12 protein-coding genes are annotated in these 17,179 nt (G+C 41.7%); 7 read left to right on the forward strand and 5 right to left on the reverse strand.

Going from position 1 to position 17,179, the window contains the following annotated elements:
* Nucleotides 1-339: a hypothetical protein gene (locus tag ACSSS3_RS09265; protein WP_442847329.1), complete on the forward strand. Its 339-nt coding sequence runs from the start codon at nt 1-3 to the stop codon at nt 337-339.
* Here ACSSS3_RS09265 and ACSSS3_RS09270 read toward each other — a convergent pair.
* A complete protein-coding gene (locus tag ACSSS3_RS09270) occupies nt 320-835 on the reverse strand; it encodes a hypothetical protein (RefSeq protein ID WP_442847330.1) in 516 nt (171 codons plus the stop codon). The two genes, ACSSS3_RS09265 and ACSSS3_RS09270, sit on opposite strands and share 20 nt — an antisense overlap.
* A gap of 163 nt (nt 836-998) precedes the next feature.
* Between ACSSS3_RS09270 and ACSSS3_RS09275 the strand changes: the two genes are divergently transcribed.
* Together ACSSS3_RS09275 and odhB are read left to right on the forward strand one after the other, a co-directional pair.
* Complete coding sequence (locus ACSSS3_RS09275; RefSeq protein ID WP_442847331.1) at nt 999-3,773, forward strand: 2-oxoglutarate dehydrogenase E1 component; 2,775 nt, start codon at nt 999-1,001, stop codon at nt 3,771-3,773.
* A 48-nt stretch (nt 3,774-3,821) separates the two neighbouring features.
* Nucleotides 3,822-5,114 (forward strand): 2-oxoglutarate dehydrogenase complex dihydrolipoyllysine-residue succinyltransferase, encoded by a 1,293-nt coding sequence (gene odhB, locus ACSSS3_RS09280; protein ID WP_442847332.1) that lies wholly within the window; start codon nt 3,822-3,824, stop codon nt 5,112-5,114.
* A 54-nt stretch (nt 5,115-5,168) separates the two neighbouring features.
* On the opposite strand, the gene ACSSS3_RS09285 is transcribed toward odhB, so the two are convergent.
* Nucleotides 5,169-6,656 carry a hypothetical protein gene (locus ACSSS3_RS09285; protein ID WP_442847333.1) on the reverse strand — a complete coding sequence of 496 codons (1,488 nt, stop codon included), beginning with the start codon at nt 6,654-6,656 and terminating at the stop codon, nt 5,169-5,171.
* 131 nt (nt 6,657-6,787) lie between these two features.
* Nucleotides 6,788-7,096, reverse strand: a complete 309-nt coding sequence (locus tag ACSSS3_RS09290; protein WP_442847334.1) for a hypothetical protein — start codon at nt 7,094-7,096, stop codon at nt 6,788-6,790.
* A gap of 106 nt (nt 7,097-7,202) precedes the next feature.
* Between ACSSS3_RS09290 and polA the strand changes: the two genes are divergently transcribed.
* A complete protein-coding gene (gene polA, locus ACSSS3_RS09295; protein WP_442847335.1) occupies nt 7,203-10,055 on the forward strand; it encodes a DNA polymerase I in 2,853 nt (950 codons plus the stop codon).
* 72 nt (nt 10,056-10,127) lie between these two features.
* Here polA and ACSSS3_RS09300 read toward each other — a convergent pair whose 3' ends face one another.
* Both ACSSS3_RS09300 and ACSSS3_RS09305 read right to left on the reverse strand, forming a co-directional pair.
* Nucleotides 10,128-11,612, reverse strand: coding sequence for a RagB/SusD family nutrient uptake outer membrane protein (locus tag ACSSS3_RS09300; protein WP_442847336.1), 1,485 nt, complete (start codon nt 11,610-11,612; stop codon nt 10,128-10,130).
* 10 nt (nt 11,613-11,622) lie between these two features.
* Nucleotides 11,623-14,778, reverse strand: a complete 3,156-nt coding sequence (locus ACSSS3_RS09305; protein ID WP_442847337.1) for a SusC/RagA family TonB-linked outer membrane protein — start codon at nt 14,776-14,778, stop codon at nt 11,623-11,625.
* 422 nt (nt 14,779-15,200) lie between these two features.
* Between ACSSS3_RS09305 and ACSSS3_RS09310 the strand changes: the two genes are divergently transcribed.
* The 3 genes from ACSSS3_RS09310 to rpsI all read left to right on the forward strand — a co-directional run bounded on the left by ACSSS3_RS09310 (nt 15,201) and on the right by rpsI (nt 17,072).
* Nucleotides 15,201-16,022 carry a DUF3667 domain-containing protein gene (locus ACSSS3_RS09310; RefSeq protein WP_442847338.1) on the forward strand — a complete coding sequence of 274 codons (822 nt, stop codon included), beginning with the start codon at nt 15,201-15,203 and terminating at the stop codon, nt 16,020-16,022.
* Nucleotides 16,023-16,229: 207 nt separating this feature from the next.
* Complete coding sequence (gene rplM, locus ACSSS3_RS09315) at nt 16,230-16,685, forward strand: 50S ribosomal protein L13 (RefSeq protein WP_228228689.1); 456 nt, start codon at nt 16,230-16,232, stop codon at nt 16,683-16,685.
* Nucleotides 16,686-17,072 (forward strand): 30S ribosomal protein S9, encoded by a 387-nt coding sequence (rpsI, locus tag ACSSS3_RS09320; RefSeq protein WP_099644635.1) that lies wholly within the window; start codon nt 16,686-16,688, stop codon nt 17,070-17,072.
* Nucleotides 17,073-17,179: the final 107 nt, after the last annotated feature.

A 17,179-nucleotide genomic window follows, 5' to 3' on the forward strand; every position in this document is an offset into this window, starting at 1 on the left:
GTGGAAGCTATAGCGATTTTAGAGAAGGCAAAAGCCGGTGGTTTATATGATGCGTTGATCAGTCAACTCAATAAGGATTTTCTGAGAGCGGGTCTCTCAGAACAGTTTGATGAGCATATAAAGCCGGAAGCTTTGGCGCGTAGTCTACAGGCAACTCTGTACGATCAGATTTTATCTGATTTTGAAACCTACCTTACCCTGCTTTACACCATAGATGTTTCCGAAGCAAAAATTAAAGCTCTGCCGCCAATGGAGGTGCACGAACTTACCGGGGTCGTAAGTGCTCTGATTTTAGAGCGCGAACTTTTAAAAACTTCATTTAAAAATAAACCCGGATAAAGGGTTGTATGGCACTGGCATAGATCCCGTTAGTGTCGTCAAACAGCAGGTTGTAGCGAGCGCCAAATGTCATGGGGCCGCTGCGGTAACCGGCTCCCAAAAAGAGGGCGGTATTCCAAAAATCCCTGTTGCGGTTGCCGCCGTCCAGTTCCTGAATTTGACTTACGTATAACTCTTCCAGTTCGGCTGAAAGCTGAATCTGACTCAAGGGATTGAAAAGTGCAATGACACTTCCTCCGGTTATTGAAGTCTTAAAAGCACCATTTTTGATGTACGAGTAACTCAGTCCGGGTCCCAGGGCAAAATATTCGTTGAAGTTGTAAATGGCACTGGGTGCGACGTTTAGGGCAAAATAATTGCTTCCAAAGTTAAGCCCAAATCCACCCCCATATTGCACCCTGTCCCAAAAACCCGCCTCCAGCGATTGGGCTTTAAGGCTCTGATTAGACAGGAATAAGCACAGCACAAATACAGAAATTAGGTTAAGAATTTTCATAGTTTACGATTAAGAAGACTCGGTATACGAAAAAATACGTTTTTTCTGGCGTTCCTAAATGTTAAGGATATGTATAAATTGAAAATGCAGCACCTAAATGGATGGTAAATATTGTATTTTTGCCCAATTATTGCTTAAAAAATCGACAGATTTAATATATAAAATGGATAGATTTTCATTTCTCAATGCAGCTAATACTGCATATTTCGCAGAACTTTACGATAAATACCTCCAACATCCTGACAGTGTGGAGCCTAGCTGGAGAGCATTTTTCCAGGGCTTTGACTTCGGTATTGAAGAAAGCGGTATTGTCGCAGACTTCTCTGACTCGCAGCCTGATGCAGCTCCTGCACAGGAAGCAGTCCCCGATCGTTTACAAAAGGAATTTCAGGTTGTAAAACTTATTGACGGCTATCGTACCCGCGGGCATTTGTTTACCAAAACAAACCCGGTTCGCGAGCGTCGTAAATACACGCCAACTCTGGCTCTGGAAAATTTCGGACTCAGCCAGAGCGATTTGGATACCACGTTTTCGGCCGGTGAAATTTTGGGGATTGGCAGTTCGACCCTGAAAGAAATTGTAGCCCATCTTGAAAAGATCTATTGCGATTCGATAGGTGTGGAGTATATGTTTATCAGAAAGCCTGAAGAAATTCAGTGGATTCAGGATAAGCTTAACGTCAATGACAACCATCCTGATTTTTCTGCAGACACCAAGAAGAAAATCTTAAGAAAACTCAATGAAGCGGTTTCTTTTGAAACTTTCTTACATACCAAATATGTAGGGCAAAAGCGTTTTTCCTTAGAAGGTGGAGAGAGTTTTATCCCTGCTGTAGATGCGATTATTGAAGCAGCTGCAGACCGGGGGGTTAAAGAGTTTGTGATGGGTATGGCTCACCGGGGTCGTCTCAACACACTTACCAATATTTTCGGCAAGAACGCAAAGGATATCTTTAGCGAATTTGACGGTAAAGACTACGATCAGGAAGTTTTTGACGGAGACGTAAAATACCACCTGGGCTGGACATCAAGTCGCAAAACCGATAACGGAAAAGAAATCAATATAAACATCGCCCCAAACCCATCTCACCTGGAAACTGTGGGAGCTGTGGTTGAAGGGATTGCACGGGCAAAACAAGACCGTCATCATTTTGACAAGCCTAACGAGGTATTGCCTATCGTGGTGCACGGGGATGCTGCAATCGCCGGTCAGGGTATTGTGTATGAAATAATACAAATGGCACAACTGGATGGCTACACTACCAAAGGTACCATTCACATTGTGATCAATAACCAGATTGGTTTTACCACAAACTATCTGGACGCACGTTCTTCAACCTATTGTACAGACGTGGCAAAAACTACGCTTTCACCGGTACTGCATGTAAATGCAGACGATGCTGAAGCTGTGGTGCACGCCTCTCTATTTGCATTAGATTTTAGAATGGAATTTGGCCGCGACGTATTTATAGACCTGCTGGGTTATCGTAAATATGGGCATAACGAAGGTGATGAGCCTCGTTTTACGCAGCCTAAACTCTATAAGGCGATTTCAAAACACGACAATGCCCGGGATATTTATGCCCAAAAGCTTATCAAACAAGGCATAATCGATGAGAATTATGTGAGCAAGCTTGAAGAAGAGTATAAAGAGAAGCTCGAAGAAAAGCTTGAAAAATCACGTGAAGAAGACACAACGCGCATCACCGCAATCATGCAGGATGAGTGGGAAGGTTTTGAACCCGCCACCGAAGATGAGATGATGCAGCCTATAGATACGACTTACGATCTGGATGCCCTGACGGAAATAGCAGAGACCATTACTCAGCTTCCCGAGGGTAAAAAGTTTATGCGTAAGATCGTTAAGATTATCGAAGGGCGTCGCACGATGTACTTTGATGATAATAAAATTGACTGGGGTCTTGCCGAATTACTGGCGTACGGTTCGCTGTTAAAAGAAGGTTTTGACGTGCGTATGACTGGTCAGGACGTGGAGCGCGGTACCTTCTCCCACCGTCACGCGGTAACCAAAGTAGAAGAAAGCGAAGAAGAAATCGTACTGCTCAATAACCTGAAAGGGGAGCAGGGTCATTTTTATATTTTCAACTCGCTGCTTTCAGAATACGGTGTTGTAGGTTTTGATTATGGTTATGCCATGGCAAGCCCACAAACCCTGCCTATTTGGGAAGCGCAGTTTGGTGACTTTAGCAATGGTGCGCAGATCATGTTAGATCAATACATCTCTGCCGCTGAGGACAAATGGAAACTTCAAAACGGACTTGTGATGCTTCTGCCTCACGGGTATGAGGGTCAGGGAGCAGAGCACTCTTCGGCACGTATGGAGCGCTATTTACAGCTTTGTGCCGTAGATAATATGTATGTTGCAGACTGCACCACGCCGGCAAACTTTTACCATTTGTTACGCCGCCAGCTGAAAACCAATTTTAGAAAACCACTTATCGTATTTACGCCAAAGAGTTTGCTAAGACATCCTAAAGTGGTTTCTACGAAAGAAGAGCTGGCAAACGGAAGTTTCCAGATGACGATTGATGATGATTCGGTTGATGTAGAAAATGTGAAAACGCTGGTTTTCGTTACCGGAAAGTTCTATTACGACCTGCTTGCGCAGCGTGAAGAACTGGGCCGTGAAGACGTGGCTTTGGTGCGTGTCGAGCAATTATTTCCGTTGCCTAAAAAAGAAATCAGAGCGGCTATTGAAAAATACAAGAATGCAGATGATGTGGTTTGGGCTCAGGAAGAACCGCGCAATATGGGGGCTTACGGGCACCTGCTGATGCATTTACCGGAGGCTCAGAAATTCAGAATTTGCAGTCGTAAATTCTATGGTGCACCTGCCGCAGGTAGTTCTGTACGCTACAAACGCAGACATCAGCGCGTTATAGACGACGTGTTTGACAAAAACTCAAATAACCAATAAAAAGATTTTTCGCTTTCGCGAAAGCATAAAAGTTAACAAAGAAGAATTATGGCTTTAGAAATGAAAGTCCCTTCACCGGGAGAATCGATCACCGAAGTTGAAATTGCCCAGTGGCTTGTAGAAGACGGGGATTATGTTGAAAAAGATCAGGCAATAGCCGAAGTAGATAGTGATAAAGCAACCCTTGAGTTGCCAGCAGAAGCAAGTGGTATTATTACCCTAAAAGCGGAAGAAGGTGATGCAGTTGCGGTAGGTGAAGTGGTTTGCCTTATTGATATCGATGCTCCAAAACCGGGAGGTGGTGACAAGAAAGCTTCAGGAGATGAAGGTAGTGGTGGTGATGCCGAAAAAGAACTTGCTAAAAAAGATTCTGAAAAAGCTGACACCAACGAAAAAGGTGAGGCTAAAAAGGAAGAGCCTTCAAAATCAAGTACTCCGTCTCAGTCTCAGGATAAAAAGAGCTACGCGACAGGAACACCTTCGCCTGCGGCTAAAAAGACCTTGGATGAAAAAGGAATTGATGCTAAAGACGTTAAAGGAACCGGTCGTGATGGTCGTATTACCAAAGATGATGCGGTAAACGCCAAGCCTTCTATGGGTACTCCGGGAACCGGAAGCCGTGGAGAGAGCCGTTCTAAAATGTCTATGTTGCGTCGTAAAGTAGCAGAGCGTTTGGTTACCGTGAAAAACGAAACCGCGATGCTTACTACCTTCAACGAGGTAGATATGTCTGCAATTTTTGCGCTTCGCGAAAAATATAAAGAAGACTTCAAGTCTAAGCACGGTGTAGGTCTTGGCTTTATGTCCTTCTTTACCCTGGCTTGTGTGCGTGCTTTAGATATGTATCCTGCTGTAAACTCGATGATCGACGAGAAAGAAATGGTGTCTTTCGACTTTAAAGATATTTCAATTGCCGTTTCAGGACCAAAAGGACTTATGGTGCCGGTAATCAGAAATGCCGAAAACCTAAGTTTCCGTGGTGTGGAGTCTGAAGTGAAGCGTTTGGCTTTACGCGCCCGTGACGGTCAGATCACCGTTGACGAGATGACCGGTGGTACCTTTACCATTACAAATGGTGGAGTATTTGGCAGTATGCTTTCTACACCAATCATCAATCCTCCCCAATCGGCTATTTTAGGTATGCACAACATCGTAGAACGTCCTATCGCTAAAGATGGGGCTATCGCAATTGCACCTATTATGTACGTTGCTCTTTCTTACGATCACCGTATTATTGACGGGAAAGAATCGGTAGGCTTTTTAGTTGCTGTTAAAGAAGCGCTAGAGAATCCCGAAGAATTGTTGATGGATAATAATGTGCTTAAGGCTCTTGAACTTTAAGTTTAGGCATAACATTAATAAAAAACGGGTCTCAATTTGAGACCCGTTTTTTATTTACTTGAGTATGGTTATAAACCTACTTGCGCTGTTGTGGCCTATTTGTCCGTAGCCATTAGTAGTACGTGCGTGAGCGACAACATTAAAGGAATAAGCGCAGGTAACCGGTGGTATGTAAACACCGCTTGACGGAGCCTCGAGGTTATTAGCGCCCTGCCAGAGTGCGATACCCGAATCTGCGTGCGTTGCACTGCGCAGGCTTTGGGTATGACCCTCGCCGTATTTTGCATATACATTATAGCTTAGCAAATTACCCTCACCGTCATAAGCATCAAATTTGACTTTAATACCACCGGTTGTATTACCATTTAGATTTACGATTCCGCAGGCGTTTACCTCCTGGGATCCGTTCATTATGGCGTCAATGCTTACCTGTGGCACATTATTGTCAATATAAAGAGTCAAGGTTTGAATAGCATTTGAAATCTTTGAATATGTTCCCGAGCCATACGTGTAAAACTCCACCTGAAATTGATGTAAACCAGTTGCTAAAAGTTTGGAATCAAACTGCATCAGTAAATCATCTATCGAAAAATCATAGCTCGACGGGTTGTACAAGAAGTAATATCCGGCGTTGTTTGGTGCAATGTTTACCGGGATGTAGTTCGTGTCTACAAGGCGGTAATTAGTCCATCCTGAAGTGAAGTTTTCAAAACTTCCGCTGGTTCCTTCTCTGTGTAGAACGCGGTAATATTGCGAGCCGGCCATATCAGATACAGCCTGCATTTTAAGGCGGTTTCCGATAAGGTTGAGTGTTCCGCCAAAGGCGTGATTATTTGTTTTTACATAATAAGTGCTTGCTGTTGTCGCCCTTCCTGTAGTCGTATCTATTTGGGTAGCGGGGATGAGTCCAACACTTCCAATTTCGGGTCCTTGTAAAGACTGCGCGATAGTAGGTTTTCTCGAAAACTGAATACGATGCAGATTGCTGAACGAGGTGTAAAAATTTGCCGGAGTATCGTAGTTGAGATTAGGAGCAGAAGAATGAATACGTAAACCAAAAAAAGTATAGGGCAAATACCACCAGGTCGCCAGGCTAACATTGAGTTCGCTGAGGTCTAATTTCAATTTCCAGATGCGGTGAGGCGTTGTCGAATTTGGTGATGCGCCAAAGTCGTATCTGCAAGCCGAATCAGAAGGAGTGTTGAGTAAACCTGTCCAGCGGCCGGGTCCTAAGTACAATTGCTTACCCATCTTGTTGGGTTGATTAGGGTAAACTCCGTAATTGATATCACTATTAGGGGTTATGGCGCGATTGCGGTTGGTGTCAAAAGTGAGCCAGAAATAATCGCCGGTGCCGGGGTCGTTTTGAGTGTCTTCAACGAAATCAACGGCCATATATAGAAATTCTGCATCATTCTTTGCCCATAGAAATCCACCGGGAATTTCCATCTGATTTTCATAAGAGCCGGTCCATACTTCATCATTCAAAGACTCGGTAAGGTCTAAGGGCTCGGGAGCCCAGCTAGATTGTAGTGTTGCCATTTGCTTGTATTTTTTTGTGAATAGGGAAAGTAGCAACTTCAAAATCTAGTTAAGCAGGGTAAAATACTGAAATTCAAGGGGTTTTTGATGCTTTGGTCGTTGGGGTTTTACCTCTGAAATAGCAAGGGGATTTAAGAAGTGCCTTGTAGGGCCTCTTCAATCAACTTTCTAAGCTCTTCTTCAAAGGGTATATCTGTATAGGTTCTCCCCGCTTTCCGATACCAGTATTTCGCATTCCAGTCATCGCCTTCCACCCGGTGCAGATGTGCGTGAGTAAGGCTACCCATTGGGGTGTGCAGGTCCTGAGCGATATCGTGAGAAGCTTCCCAATCTCCTTTGGCCATAAACCAAAGTGCTTTTAAAGATTCAGGCCAGTTTATGGGTGGTTTTGAAGTTTGAAGTGAATCTTCAAATTCGGTATAGGTCTCGGGTATTTTCATAAGCTTTCAGCTAAATTTTAAAATGCTTAAGATAACCAAACCCATATCAAAAGACTAATTCCTATTTTTGATGTTCTGAATTTTTCGAACCAAACACATTCCATATATGTCCACTCAAAAACGTCTTTTTCTGCTTGATGCCTATGCTTTGATTTTCCGCGGGTATTATGCGCTTATTAAAAACCCAAGGGTAAACTCAAAAGGCCAGGACACCTCGGCGATTATGGGTTTTGTCAATTCGCTTTTCGATGTAATTAAACGCGAGAAGCCCGATCATCTTGCGGTTGCTTTTGATAAAGGCGGAAGCTCGGAGCGTGTAGAGCTGTATGAAGACTATAAAGCCAATCGGGACGAAACACCCGAAGCGATACGTATTGCAGTTCCTATCATTCAGCAGATTCTTAAGGCGATGCACGTGCCCTGTTTGGAGATTGAAGGGGTAGAGGCAGATGACCTGATTGGTACGCTGGCCAAGCAGGCCGAAAAAGAAGGTTACCAGGTTTTTATGGTAACTCCAGATAAAGATTATGCGCAGTTGGTGTCTGAAAATATCTTTATGTACAAACCGGCCCGAATGGGGAATGGTATTGAAATTTGGGGGATTCCCGAAGTTCAGAAAAAGTTTGAGGTGGAGCGTCCCGAGCAGGTGATTGACTATTTGGGAATGATGGGGGATGCGTCTGATAATATTCCGGGATTACCCGGAGTAGGCGACAAAACCGCAAAGAAATTCATCAAAGAATACGGCGGACTCGAAGGTTTGCTGGCCAATACCGATGATCTTAAGGGTAAAATGAAAGAAAAGGTGATCGAGAGCGCCGAGCTGGGTAGACTTTCCTACAAGCTGGCTACGATTATGACCGATTGTGACGTGAAGTTCAATGCAGAATCTTTCGAACTCTCAAAACCGGATGCCGATAAAGTGCAGGAGATTTTTGACGAACTCGAATTCCGAAGACTTAAAGATCAGTTTATCAAGATATTTTCCGGCGAAGCCGATAGCGATACCGGTGCCGCTGTAAGCAATACCGAAACGGCTAAAAAACTGGTTTCTTCTTCTGAAAAAGCTGCCGCCGCAGGAGCCGGGCAATACAATCTGTTTGCAGACGGAAGCGATGGGATGGAAATTGAAGAACGCAATACCCGCAAGACGATTAAGGATACCGAGCATTTTTACCAAAGCGTCGCTCCCGGAATGGGGACCAAGCTCTTTTTGAAGAATCTAATGAAGCAAACTTCGGTGTGTTTTGATACCGAAACTACTGATCTCGATCCGCTACAGGCCGAGTTGGTAGGAATTGCATTCAGTTGGGAAAAGACCAAAGGATTTTACCTTCCGTTCCCGGCTGAAAAAGAGGAAGCTCAGGCTTTAATTGAAGAACTACGCCCGTTTTTTGAAGACGAAAACATTGAGAAAATAGGCCAAAACTTAAAATACGACATCAAAGTTCTGGCGAAATACAACGTAGAGGTCAAAGGAAAACTCTTTGATACCATGATTGCGCATTACCTGATCAATCCCGATATGCGTCACAATATGGACGTGCTGGCCGAAACCTATCTCAATTACACTCCGGTTTCTATTGAAGAACTCATTGGTAAAAAAGGGAAGAATCAAAAGTCGATGGCAGACGTGCCGCTTGAAGAGCAGACCGAATATGCGGTGGAAGATGCAGATGTGACGCTTCAGCTCAAAGAGCATTTTGAAAAGGAACTGGGCGAGGCTAATACGCAAAAATTGTTTAACGAGATCGAAATTCCACTGGTGCAGGTACTTGCCGATATGGAGCTTGAAGGAATCAATCTCGATGAAGCATTTCTCAATAGTCTGGCGGAAGAACTTAACAATGATATCCTTTCGCTGGAAGAAAAGATCTACAAAGAAGCAGGCGAAGAGTTCAATATCGGTTCGCCGAAGCAATTGGGCGAAATCTTATTCGACAAACTTAAACTGGTAGATAAACCGAAAAAAACACGTACGGGGCAGTATTCAACCGCTGAAGATGTGTTGTCCTATCTGGCTCCCAATCATGAGATCATTCAGCATGTGCTGGATTATCGCGGACTTTCAAAATTGAAAAGTACCTATGTTGACGCCCTGCCCGAACAGGTAAACCCTAAAACCGGCCGCGTACATACCGATTATATGCAAACGGTGGCTGCAACCGGGCGTTTGAGTTCAAATAATCCTAACCTGCAAAACATCCCAATCCGTACTGAGCGCGGGCGGCAGGTGCGCAAAGCCTTTATTCCGCGCAATGAAGATTATGTCTTGCTCGCTGCCGATTATTCGCAGATCGAATTGCGTATTATCGCAGCTCTGAGCCAGGAAGAGACGATGATGGAAGCCTTTAAAAATGGCGAAGATATTCACGCTTCAACCGCGGCCAAAGTGTTTAATGTACCTATTGACGAAGTGACCCGCGAGCAGCGTAGCAATGCCAAGACGGTAAATTTTGGTATTATCTATGGGGTTTCGGCTTTTGGGCTCAGCAATCAAACCGATTTATCCCGAAGCGAGTCAAAAGATTTGATTGACACCTATTACAAGACCTATCCCAAATTACGCAATTACATGAGCGAGCAGGTAGATTTTGCGCGCGAAAACGGCTATGTTACCACGGTGCTAGACCGTCGTCGCTATTTGAAGGATATCAACAGCAACAATGCAGTGGTGCGTGGTGCCGCAGAGCGAAACGCCGTAAACGCGCCCATACAGGGAAGCGCTGCAGACATCATCAAAATTGCGATGATCAACATCCACCGAAAGCTTAAATCTGAAAAATTAAAGACTAAAATGCTGCTTCAGGTGCATGATGAATTGGTCTTTGACGTCTACAAACCCGAATTGGAACAGGTAAAAACCATGATCAAAACGGAAATGGAAAACGCCTTTAAGATGGATGTGCCTTTAGATGTAGAGCTGGGTGTAGGGGAGAACTGGCTTGAAGCGCATTAAGTCTTGAAAGCGATAAAAATTAAAAACCCGCTTTAGGTATCTAAAGCGGGTTTTTTGGCTAGTTATAAAAATCTATGAAGGATTTTGTTCAACTAAAGGATTAGAATTGATTTCGTCAAGCGGAATTTGCCATTCCCATCTTGGGTCACCCGCAGGAACTTGAAATAGTTGGCCAACAAGATCTGACTGATGATTTGCACCGGTTCTGTCAAGAGGTTGATTTAGCCTTTTTAAGTCAAAAAAGCGAAAGCCTTCGCCCCAAAGCTCGATGCGTCGTTGAGTGTAAATCTCATTTTTGAGAGCCTGACCAGTATTGGTTGAAAGTGTATAGTTTGGATTTCTATTTGAGGCTAGTGTAAATAGAACTTGTTTCGCTGCTGCTTCATTGGAGTATGATAGTGCTTCAGCTTCTATGAGATACATCTCTGCGGCTCTCATGTAAGGAATATCCATTCTACTATCTCCCGTGCCTGCAGCAATAAACTTTTGACTGGTGTAAGGTCTTTTTGCAAAGTTAGATGCAAGTACAACACCTGGTGGTAAATTTGCGTGTTGACCGGTCGGGTCAAAAAGTCGAGCGCGTACGTCGGTACTGGCTATTTGTGCGTAAAGCTTAGTGCTTATAGCTTTAGGATTGGTTCTGATGTTTGTGGAACTGAAATTGCGTGAAACATATGCGCCAAAATTTGCAAAGAAAATGGTTTGGTCTTCCTGAACAAAACTTCCCCACATCCACTCTCTGTTTGTATAAGTGTTAAACGAGTTGAAATATTCGTCATTGGACATGAGTGTATAGCCTTGTCTTGCTTGATTTGCTAAAGTTGCTGCTAGCGTATAATTTTGTTGAACTAAAGCAACTCTGGCTTTAAGTCCTTTGGCTACACTAACATCAAAATGTGATTTGTTGGGTCTTTCATAAGCACTTAAGAGTGAAATTGCATCGTCTAAATCCTGATTTACTTGAGCGTAAACTTCCTCAACTGTTGATCGTGCAAGAGGCTCATTATCAGGAGTTAATCTTATTGGAACACCCAGCTGGCTGTTGTTAGATCCCGCGACATATCTCTTTCCAAAAAGTTGAACTAATTGGAAATGCGCAAATGCTCTATAAACTAAAGCCTGCCCTAATGCCGCATCTCTATCAGCAGTTGGGCCTACGGCGTTTTCCGCTCCATTTATAATTACGTTTGCATTACGTATTATACGATACAAGACTCTGTAAGGGAATAAGTTGTCTGCATCTGTAGCATTGGTGTGATCAACCCATTTGTACATATTATTAAACCAACCATTACCAGCTGAGGTCATAACAAAATCTTCACCTAATACATCTGCTTGAATCATCATACAGCCAATACCACCTTCGCCTTGCGAATTATAACGCTGGTAAAGTGATCGGTGTATTCCATTTACAACAAGAAATAGGTTTCCAGTTGTTGTTGTAGCTGCAGCTGCAGGTACATCTTCAGTCGGCGTTCTGTCAAGAAATTCCTCGCTACAAGAATTACCTGAGAGAAGCATTAATGCCGAAAAAATATAGATTAACGAATTTTTCATATTGATTTTTTTAAAATGTCAGGTTAAAACCCAGACTTACTATTCTTGAAGGAGTAAATCTGTTTTGTGTTGTTCCGTTGAAATTCTGTCCCACATCAAGACCTTTAAGAGAAGTCCAGAAGTAGAGGTTTTCTCCATTTAAATAAACCTTAGCATTTGTAAGACCAAGCTTTTCAGTAAGAGAATTGTCAAAATAGTAGGAAAGGGAGGCTTGTCTCAAGCCAAGATAAGTTGAGCTAAGCAAATAACGATCAGATGCTGCCTCAAAAGCTGCGCGTTGATCGGTATCAAGTCTCGGAATATTCGTAATGTCTCCTGGTTGTTGCCATCTATCTAAAATTCTGGTACCTAAAGCAGCACCATAATTACCTGTGTGAAGCAAGGCCGCTTGATTTGTATCATAGGTTTCTCCACCTATGCTATAAGTTAACAAGGTTCTTAATTCAATTCCTTTAAAACTTATAGTATTGGTAACGCTTCCAAATAAATCGGGTAAAGCAGTTCCTGCAAAATGATAAAGGGCTTTATTTTGATTGGTAGTTACGAGGTCACCGTTTACTGTTCTTACGTCTGCGTCTGTATTAGTACCAAGCTCAGTATCTAAAACGTATAGAGCTGCGCCATCAGCAGGGTCAACTCCATAGAAATCTCTCAGCCAATAGTCGAAAATGGAGCCTCCGACTACATATTTTTTAGTTCCTGTTATGATCTCCTCCTGAGGCAGCTCTGTAAATTCATTATAAATAGTAGATGCGTTTATGTTTAAATTCCAATTCCAGTTTTGATTACGGATTATACCCAGATTTAAATCAAGCTCTAAACCTCTATTGAACATATTACCGATGTTAGCAGGAAAATTGTCTAATCCTGAAGAAACAGGAAGGGGTACGTCAAAAATTAATCCATCTGTTACTTTTTTATAATATGCGAAAGAACCACTAATACGATTGTTAAAGAAACCAAAATCCAATCCTAAATCGGTTTGTTTCTGAGTTTCCCATTCCAAGAAGGGATTTCCTGGTGCACTAATTAAAATTCCTGGTTCAGCGGAATTATTATTTCCCAAACCTAAAAGCGACTGGCTTGCGAAGAAGCTTAAAGCAGCGTTTGATAAATTTGAATCATTTCCAACCTGGCCATAAGAACCGCGCAGTTTTAAGAAGTTAACCCAGTCAATATTTCCAAAAAAAGCTTCTTGATCAATACGCCAGGCTCCACTAACGGAATAGAAATTACCCCAACGAACATCTCTTTCAAATCTTGAAGACCCATCTCTTCTATATGATCCAGCTATAAAATAACGGTTGTCATAATTATAGTTTAATCTTGAAAAGTACCCTTCTTTTCCATATTCACGGCTGTATGATTCAAGGTCAACTGTTGTTGCAAAATTGATTAATTCTGTATTGCCATCTACTACCTGGTTTTGTCTAAAGCCAGTTAAGAAATTCAATTTGTATTCTAGGCTCTCGTGGCCGAGAAGGGCAGTTAAATTGTGTAATCCAAAAGACTTGTTATAGTTCAATAATTGATTGTATGTAACAACTGTTGTATTTGAAGCTGTTCTTCCAGCTCTACCATCTGGTGCACCGTCACCAACTATTTTATTGTCAAAATTTTCATTGTTAAAAAAGTTTTTGTCCAGACCAGCATTTACAGTGAATGTAAAGCCATTGAGAAAATAAAATTCAGCATACGCTCTAGCATTTACAGCAAATCGATCGTCTTTATCTACGTTGAGCAAGTTTTCCTGAATGGCGTGTCTCCCGGGTGAAGCTCCTGCAGGCCTGATTTCATTAATGTCTCCGGTATCAAATATTCTATTTCCAGCGTCATCAAGTATGAATGCTCCGGTCTCTGAGTCATGTAGGTAGACAGGATAAATAGGTCCGATAACTCTTGAAAATCTAAAAGGGTTTACAAATGCATTACTATTCGCTGCACCATCCACAGCTTGATTTGAAGTAGAAGTAGCGCCAGTTAAATTTAAACCTGTCTTTACCCAATCCTTTATTTTTGAGTTTAAATTGATACGTGCTGTGATTCGTTCAAAATCAGAGTTTATAACATTAGCTTTTTGATCTAAATAGCTTAAAGATGCAAAGTAATCGGTTTTGTCTGTGGCACCTTGGTACGAAAGGTTTACATTTTGTATAGTTCCTGTTCGGGAAAGCGCAGCCTCCCAATCTAAGTCCTGTTTGTAAAGTAAACTCGCATTCGGATTTATTCTTCCGTCAGTACCTACAATATTATCATTAGGCACATTGAATGGGTTATAGCCTAAAAGGCCATAAATTCTCGCAGATGCTTCAGTACTTGCTTGTTGTACGGTTAGTGGATTGCTACTTCTATAGACTAAACTATTTCTATAGGCCTCCCACATAAGTTCGTAGTATTGTGATGGACCTACACGGTCATATTCTGGTATTCCTCTAGAGGCTAAACCTTGACTTACTTCGATGTTGACCTGTGCGGGGCCTTTTTTACCTTTCTTTGTGGTGATTACAACTACACCGTTAGCACCTTGAGAACCATAAATTGCGGTAGAAGCAGCATCCTTTAAAATTGTAAAGCTTTCAATATCATTAGCATTTAAACTCGCAAAACTTCCACTATATACGACTCCATCTACAACATAAAGAGGATCCTGACTTGTGTTGACGGATCCAAATCCTCGAATTCTGATATCTGGTGCGGAGCCGGGTTGTCCACTACTTGGTGCTATTTGGACGCCTGAAGCGGTTCCTTCAAGAGCTGATATTACGTTGGTAAGCGGTCTGCTTTCAATTGCTGCCCCGTCTACAGTGCTTAAAGAGCCAGTTACTTCGCCTCGGGTCGTGGTGCCATACGCAACTACAATTACTTCATCAAGTGCTTCGGTATCTTCAGCAAGACTTACGTTAATCTGGCTTTGAGCACCAACCGTAATTTCACTTTTTTTGAAACCTACATATGTAAATGCCAAAGTTTGACCAGATTCAACCGAGATCGAATAGTTGCCGTCGAAATCGGATTGAGTACCGGTAGTTGTGCCTTTAACAACTACACTAACTCCCGGTAAGGGCATACCGTTAGCTGTCGTAACAGTTCCGGTAACGGTTTTTTGTTGAGCGAAAGCCGTCAGACTCAGGCAGAACAAAATCATAAAAAATAAATTTTTTATCATTTAATAATAATTTTGGTTATAAATCGGAAATTAAGTTAAATGATTATCAAATAATCGGTTGGTTGTATTATTGTTGAATATTCATAAAAATTGATTTCGATATTTTAGTTTTTTAATGATAATGAATAAAAGGACCTTTTTTCTTATTAAAATTTCAATAATTTATAATTAGTGTCTTGATAACACTTTTGTATTAAGGGATGTGTTTTTGGTTTTTTTTTGAAGAAATTGAATACATCTGTAGTATAAATGTTGCAGGCTCTCTATAACTTAGTGTTGGGGGTAAGGCAGTTGGTTTAATTTATATTTTTGATCGGTATAAAGGGAAGGCATATTTTATGTCTGGCCAAGGATTGATTGTTGCTTTTTTTGGTGGAAGAGAATGATCTTTAATCAGAAATAGTGTTTTAAATAATTCTATTATGTTACCTGTAAATCAAATAACTTTTCAGCCTGTAGACACATGTCTCAACTGCGGCGTGCAGTTTGACAACGAAGATCATTTTTGTCGAGGCTGCGGAGCAAAAAAAATCGAAGAGCGCTTTACGGTTCGGCGGGTGATGCACGAAGCCGGAGAGCGTATATTCAATTTAGACAATAGATTTCTGCGCACATATAAAGATTTGTTCTTGAAGCCTGAAGCAGTTATTGGTGGTTTTCTCGCGGGCCTGCGCAAAAGATATCTCGATGCCTTTAGCTATTTTACCATTGCGATTACTATTTCGGGATTTCAGGTATTTGTACTGAAGCGTTTTTATCCTGATATCATTAAAGAGATGAGTTCTTTGGATGGTCAGAATAATGCGTTAACTGAAATGATTCAGAATTCAACGATGGAATATCAACCCGTCGTGATGTTTTCGACAATTCCAATATTGGCATTTATGGGTTGGCTCACGTTTCTTACTTTGAAGAAACATAACTATACGGAGCACTTAATTATTCAAATGTATAGCTATTCCCATTTGTCTATTTTGGGATCTATTCTTGGGATTGTTTTTTTGATTACGGGGATGAATTACCTGCTTTTCGGGTTGCTAACTATTCCCCTTTATATCATTTATAATGTATATATTTTTAAACGCCTTTATACATTGAGCGTAAAGGGTATTCTACTACGTACATTGTTTTTCTTGGCAATTCTTCTTTTTTGCTATGTAGTTCTTGTACTAATTGTATTAGCAGTCTTGTTTATAACTGATCCTAATGTTTTTGTAGAACTGGCCAATCAAAACGCCGGTTAGACTTCAAATTCCTTTTGAATGTACTCCGGTTTTTATTCTTCTTTAAAACGGGTCTTATAGAGTATTGACAATCAAACGGATTAAGGTCTTAAAATTAAGTCAAAGCCCCGTTTGTCAAATCAATATATAATTGTACATTTGCAGCCCTGTTTTCACGCGTGAGCGCGGGAGCAGGAAATGGAATGTTTAATAATTAAATAAAACAGTGTGGACACATTAAGTTACAAAACAGTATCTGCCAACAAGAACACCGTTAATAAGGAGTGGGTTGTTATTGATGCTGAAGGACAAACGTTGGGTCGCATGTCTACTATCGTTGCAAAATTTTTGCGCGGAAAGTACAAGCCTAACTACACACCACACGTTGATTGCGGAGACAATGTAATTGTTATCAATGCCTCTAAAATCAACTTAACAGGAAACAAGTGGGATTCTAAATCTTACATCCGTCATACGGGTTATCCTGGTGGTCAAAGAAGCCTAACTGCAAAAGAAATGTACAGCAAAGACCCTGCGCGTCTTGTTGAAAATGCAGTAAAAGGTATGTTGCCTAAAAACAAATTAGGTGCAGCGATCTATCGCAATTTAAAGGTTTATGCCGGTGCAGATCACGGGCAGGAAGCGCAAAAACCTAAAGTAATCAACATTAACGAACTCAAGTAAATGGAAGTAATTCACAAAATTGGTCGTAGAAAGACCGCCGTTGCTCGTGTTTATTTAGCTCCTGGTTCTGGTAACATCACCATTAACAAGCGTGATCTTAAAGACTACTTTACTACAGGGACTTTACAGTACAAAGTACACCAGCCATTAGTAATGACTGAGAATGACAAAAACTTTGACGTTAAAGTAAATGTTTACGGTGGCGGAATTACCGGTCAGGCAGAAGCTGTACGTCTTGCTCTTTCCAGAGCAATGTGCGAAGTAGACGCAGAGAACAGAGGTATCCTTAAACCTGAAGGTTTATTGACCAGAGATCCAAGAATGGTAGAGCGTAAGAAATTCGGTCAGAAGAAAGCGCGTAAGAAATTCCAATTCTCAAAACGTTAAGAAAACGTGTTTTTCAACCCTTTCGGATTTTATTTTCCGTCTGGTTTTTGAAAACAAAAAGAAATTAATTTAATAAATGTCCTTGTCCCGATACGTCGGGAAATGAG

Source organism: Leeuwenhoekiella sp. H156, assembly GCF_052218455.1.
Taxonomy (GTDB): Bacteria; Bacteroidota; Bacteroidia; order Flavobacteriales; family Flavobacteriaceae; genus Leeuwenhoekiella; species Leeuwenhoekiella parthenopeia.

Coding starts and splice junctions, on each gene's coding strand:
- ACSSS3_RS09275 (WP_442847331.1), top strand. CDS start 999: ATGGATAGATTTTCATTTCTCAATGCAGCTAATACTGCATATTTCGCA.
- polA (WP_442847335.1), top strand. CDS start 7,203: ATGTCCACTCAAAAACGTCTTTTTCTGCTTGATGCCTATGCTTTGATT.
- ACSSS3_RS09305 (WP_442847337.1), bottom strand. CDS start 14,778: ATGATAAAAAATTTATTTTTTATGATTTTGTTCTGCCTGAGTCTGACG.
- rpsI (WP_099644635.1), top strand. CDS start 16,686: ATGGAAGTAATTCACAAAATTGGTCGTAGAAAGACCGCCGTTGCTCGT.
- ACSSS3_RS09270 (WP_442847330.1), bottom strand. CDS start 835: ATGAAAATTCTTAACCTAATTTCTGTATTTGTGCTGTGCTTATTCCTG.
- ACSSS3_RS09310 (WP_442847338.1), top strand. CDS start 15,201: ATGTTACCTGTAAATCAAATAACTTTTCAGCCTGTAGACACATGTCTC.
- ACSSS3_RS09285 (WP_442847333.1), bottom strand. CDS start 6,656: ATGGCAACACTACAATCTAGCTGGGCTCCCGAGCCCTTAGACCTTACC.
- odhB (WP_442847332.1), top strand. CDS start 3,822: ATGGCTTTAGAAATGAAAGTCCCTTCACCGGGAGAATCGATCACCGAA.
- ACSSS3_RS09300 (WP_442847336.1), bottom strand. CDS start 11,612: ATGAAAAATTCGTTAATCTATATTTTTTCGGCATTAATGCTTCTCTCA.
- ACSSS3_RS09290 (WP_442847334.1), bottom strand. CDS start 7,096: ATGAAAATACCCGAGACCTATACCGAATTTGAAGATTCACTTCAAACT.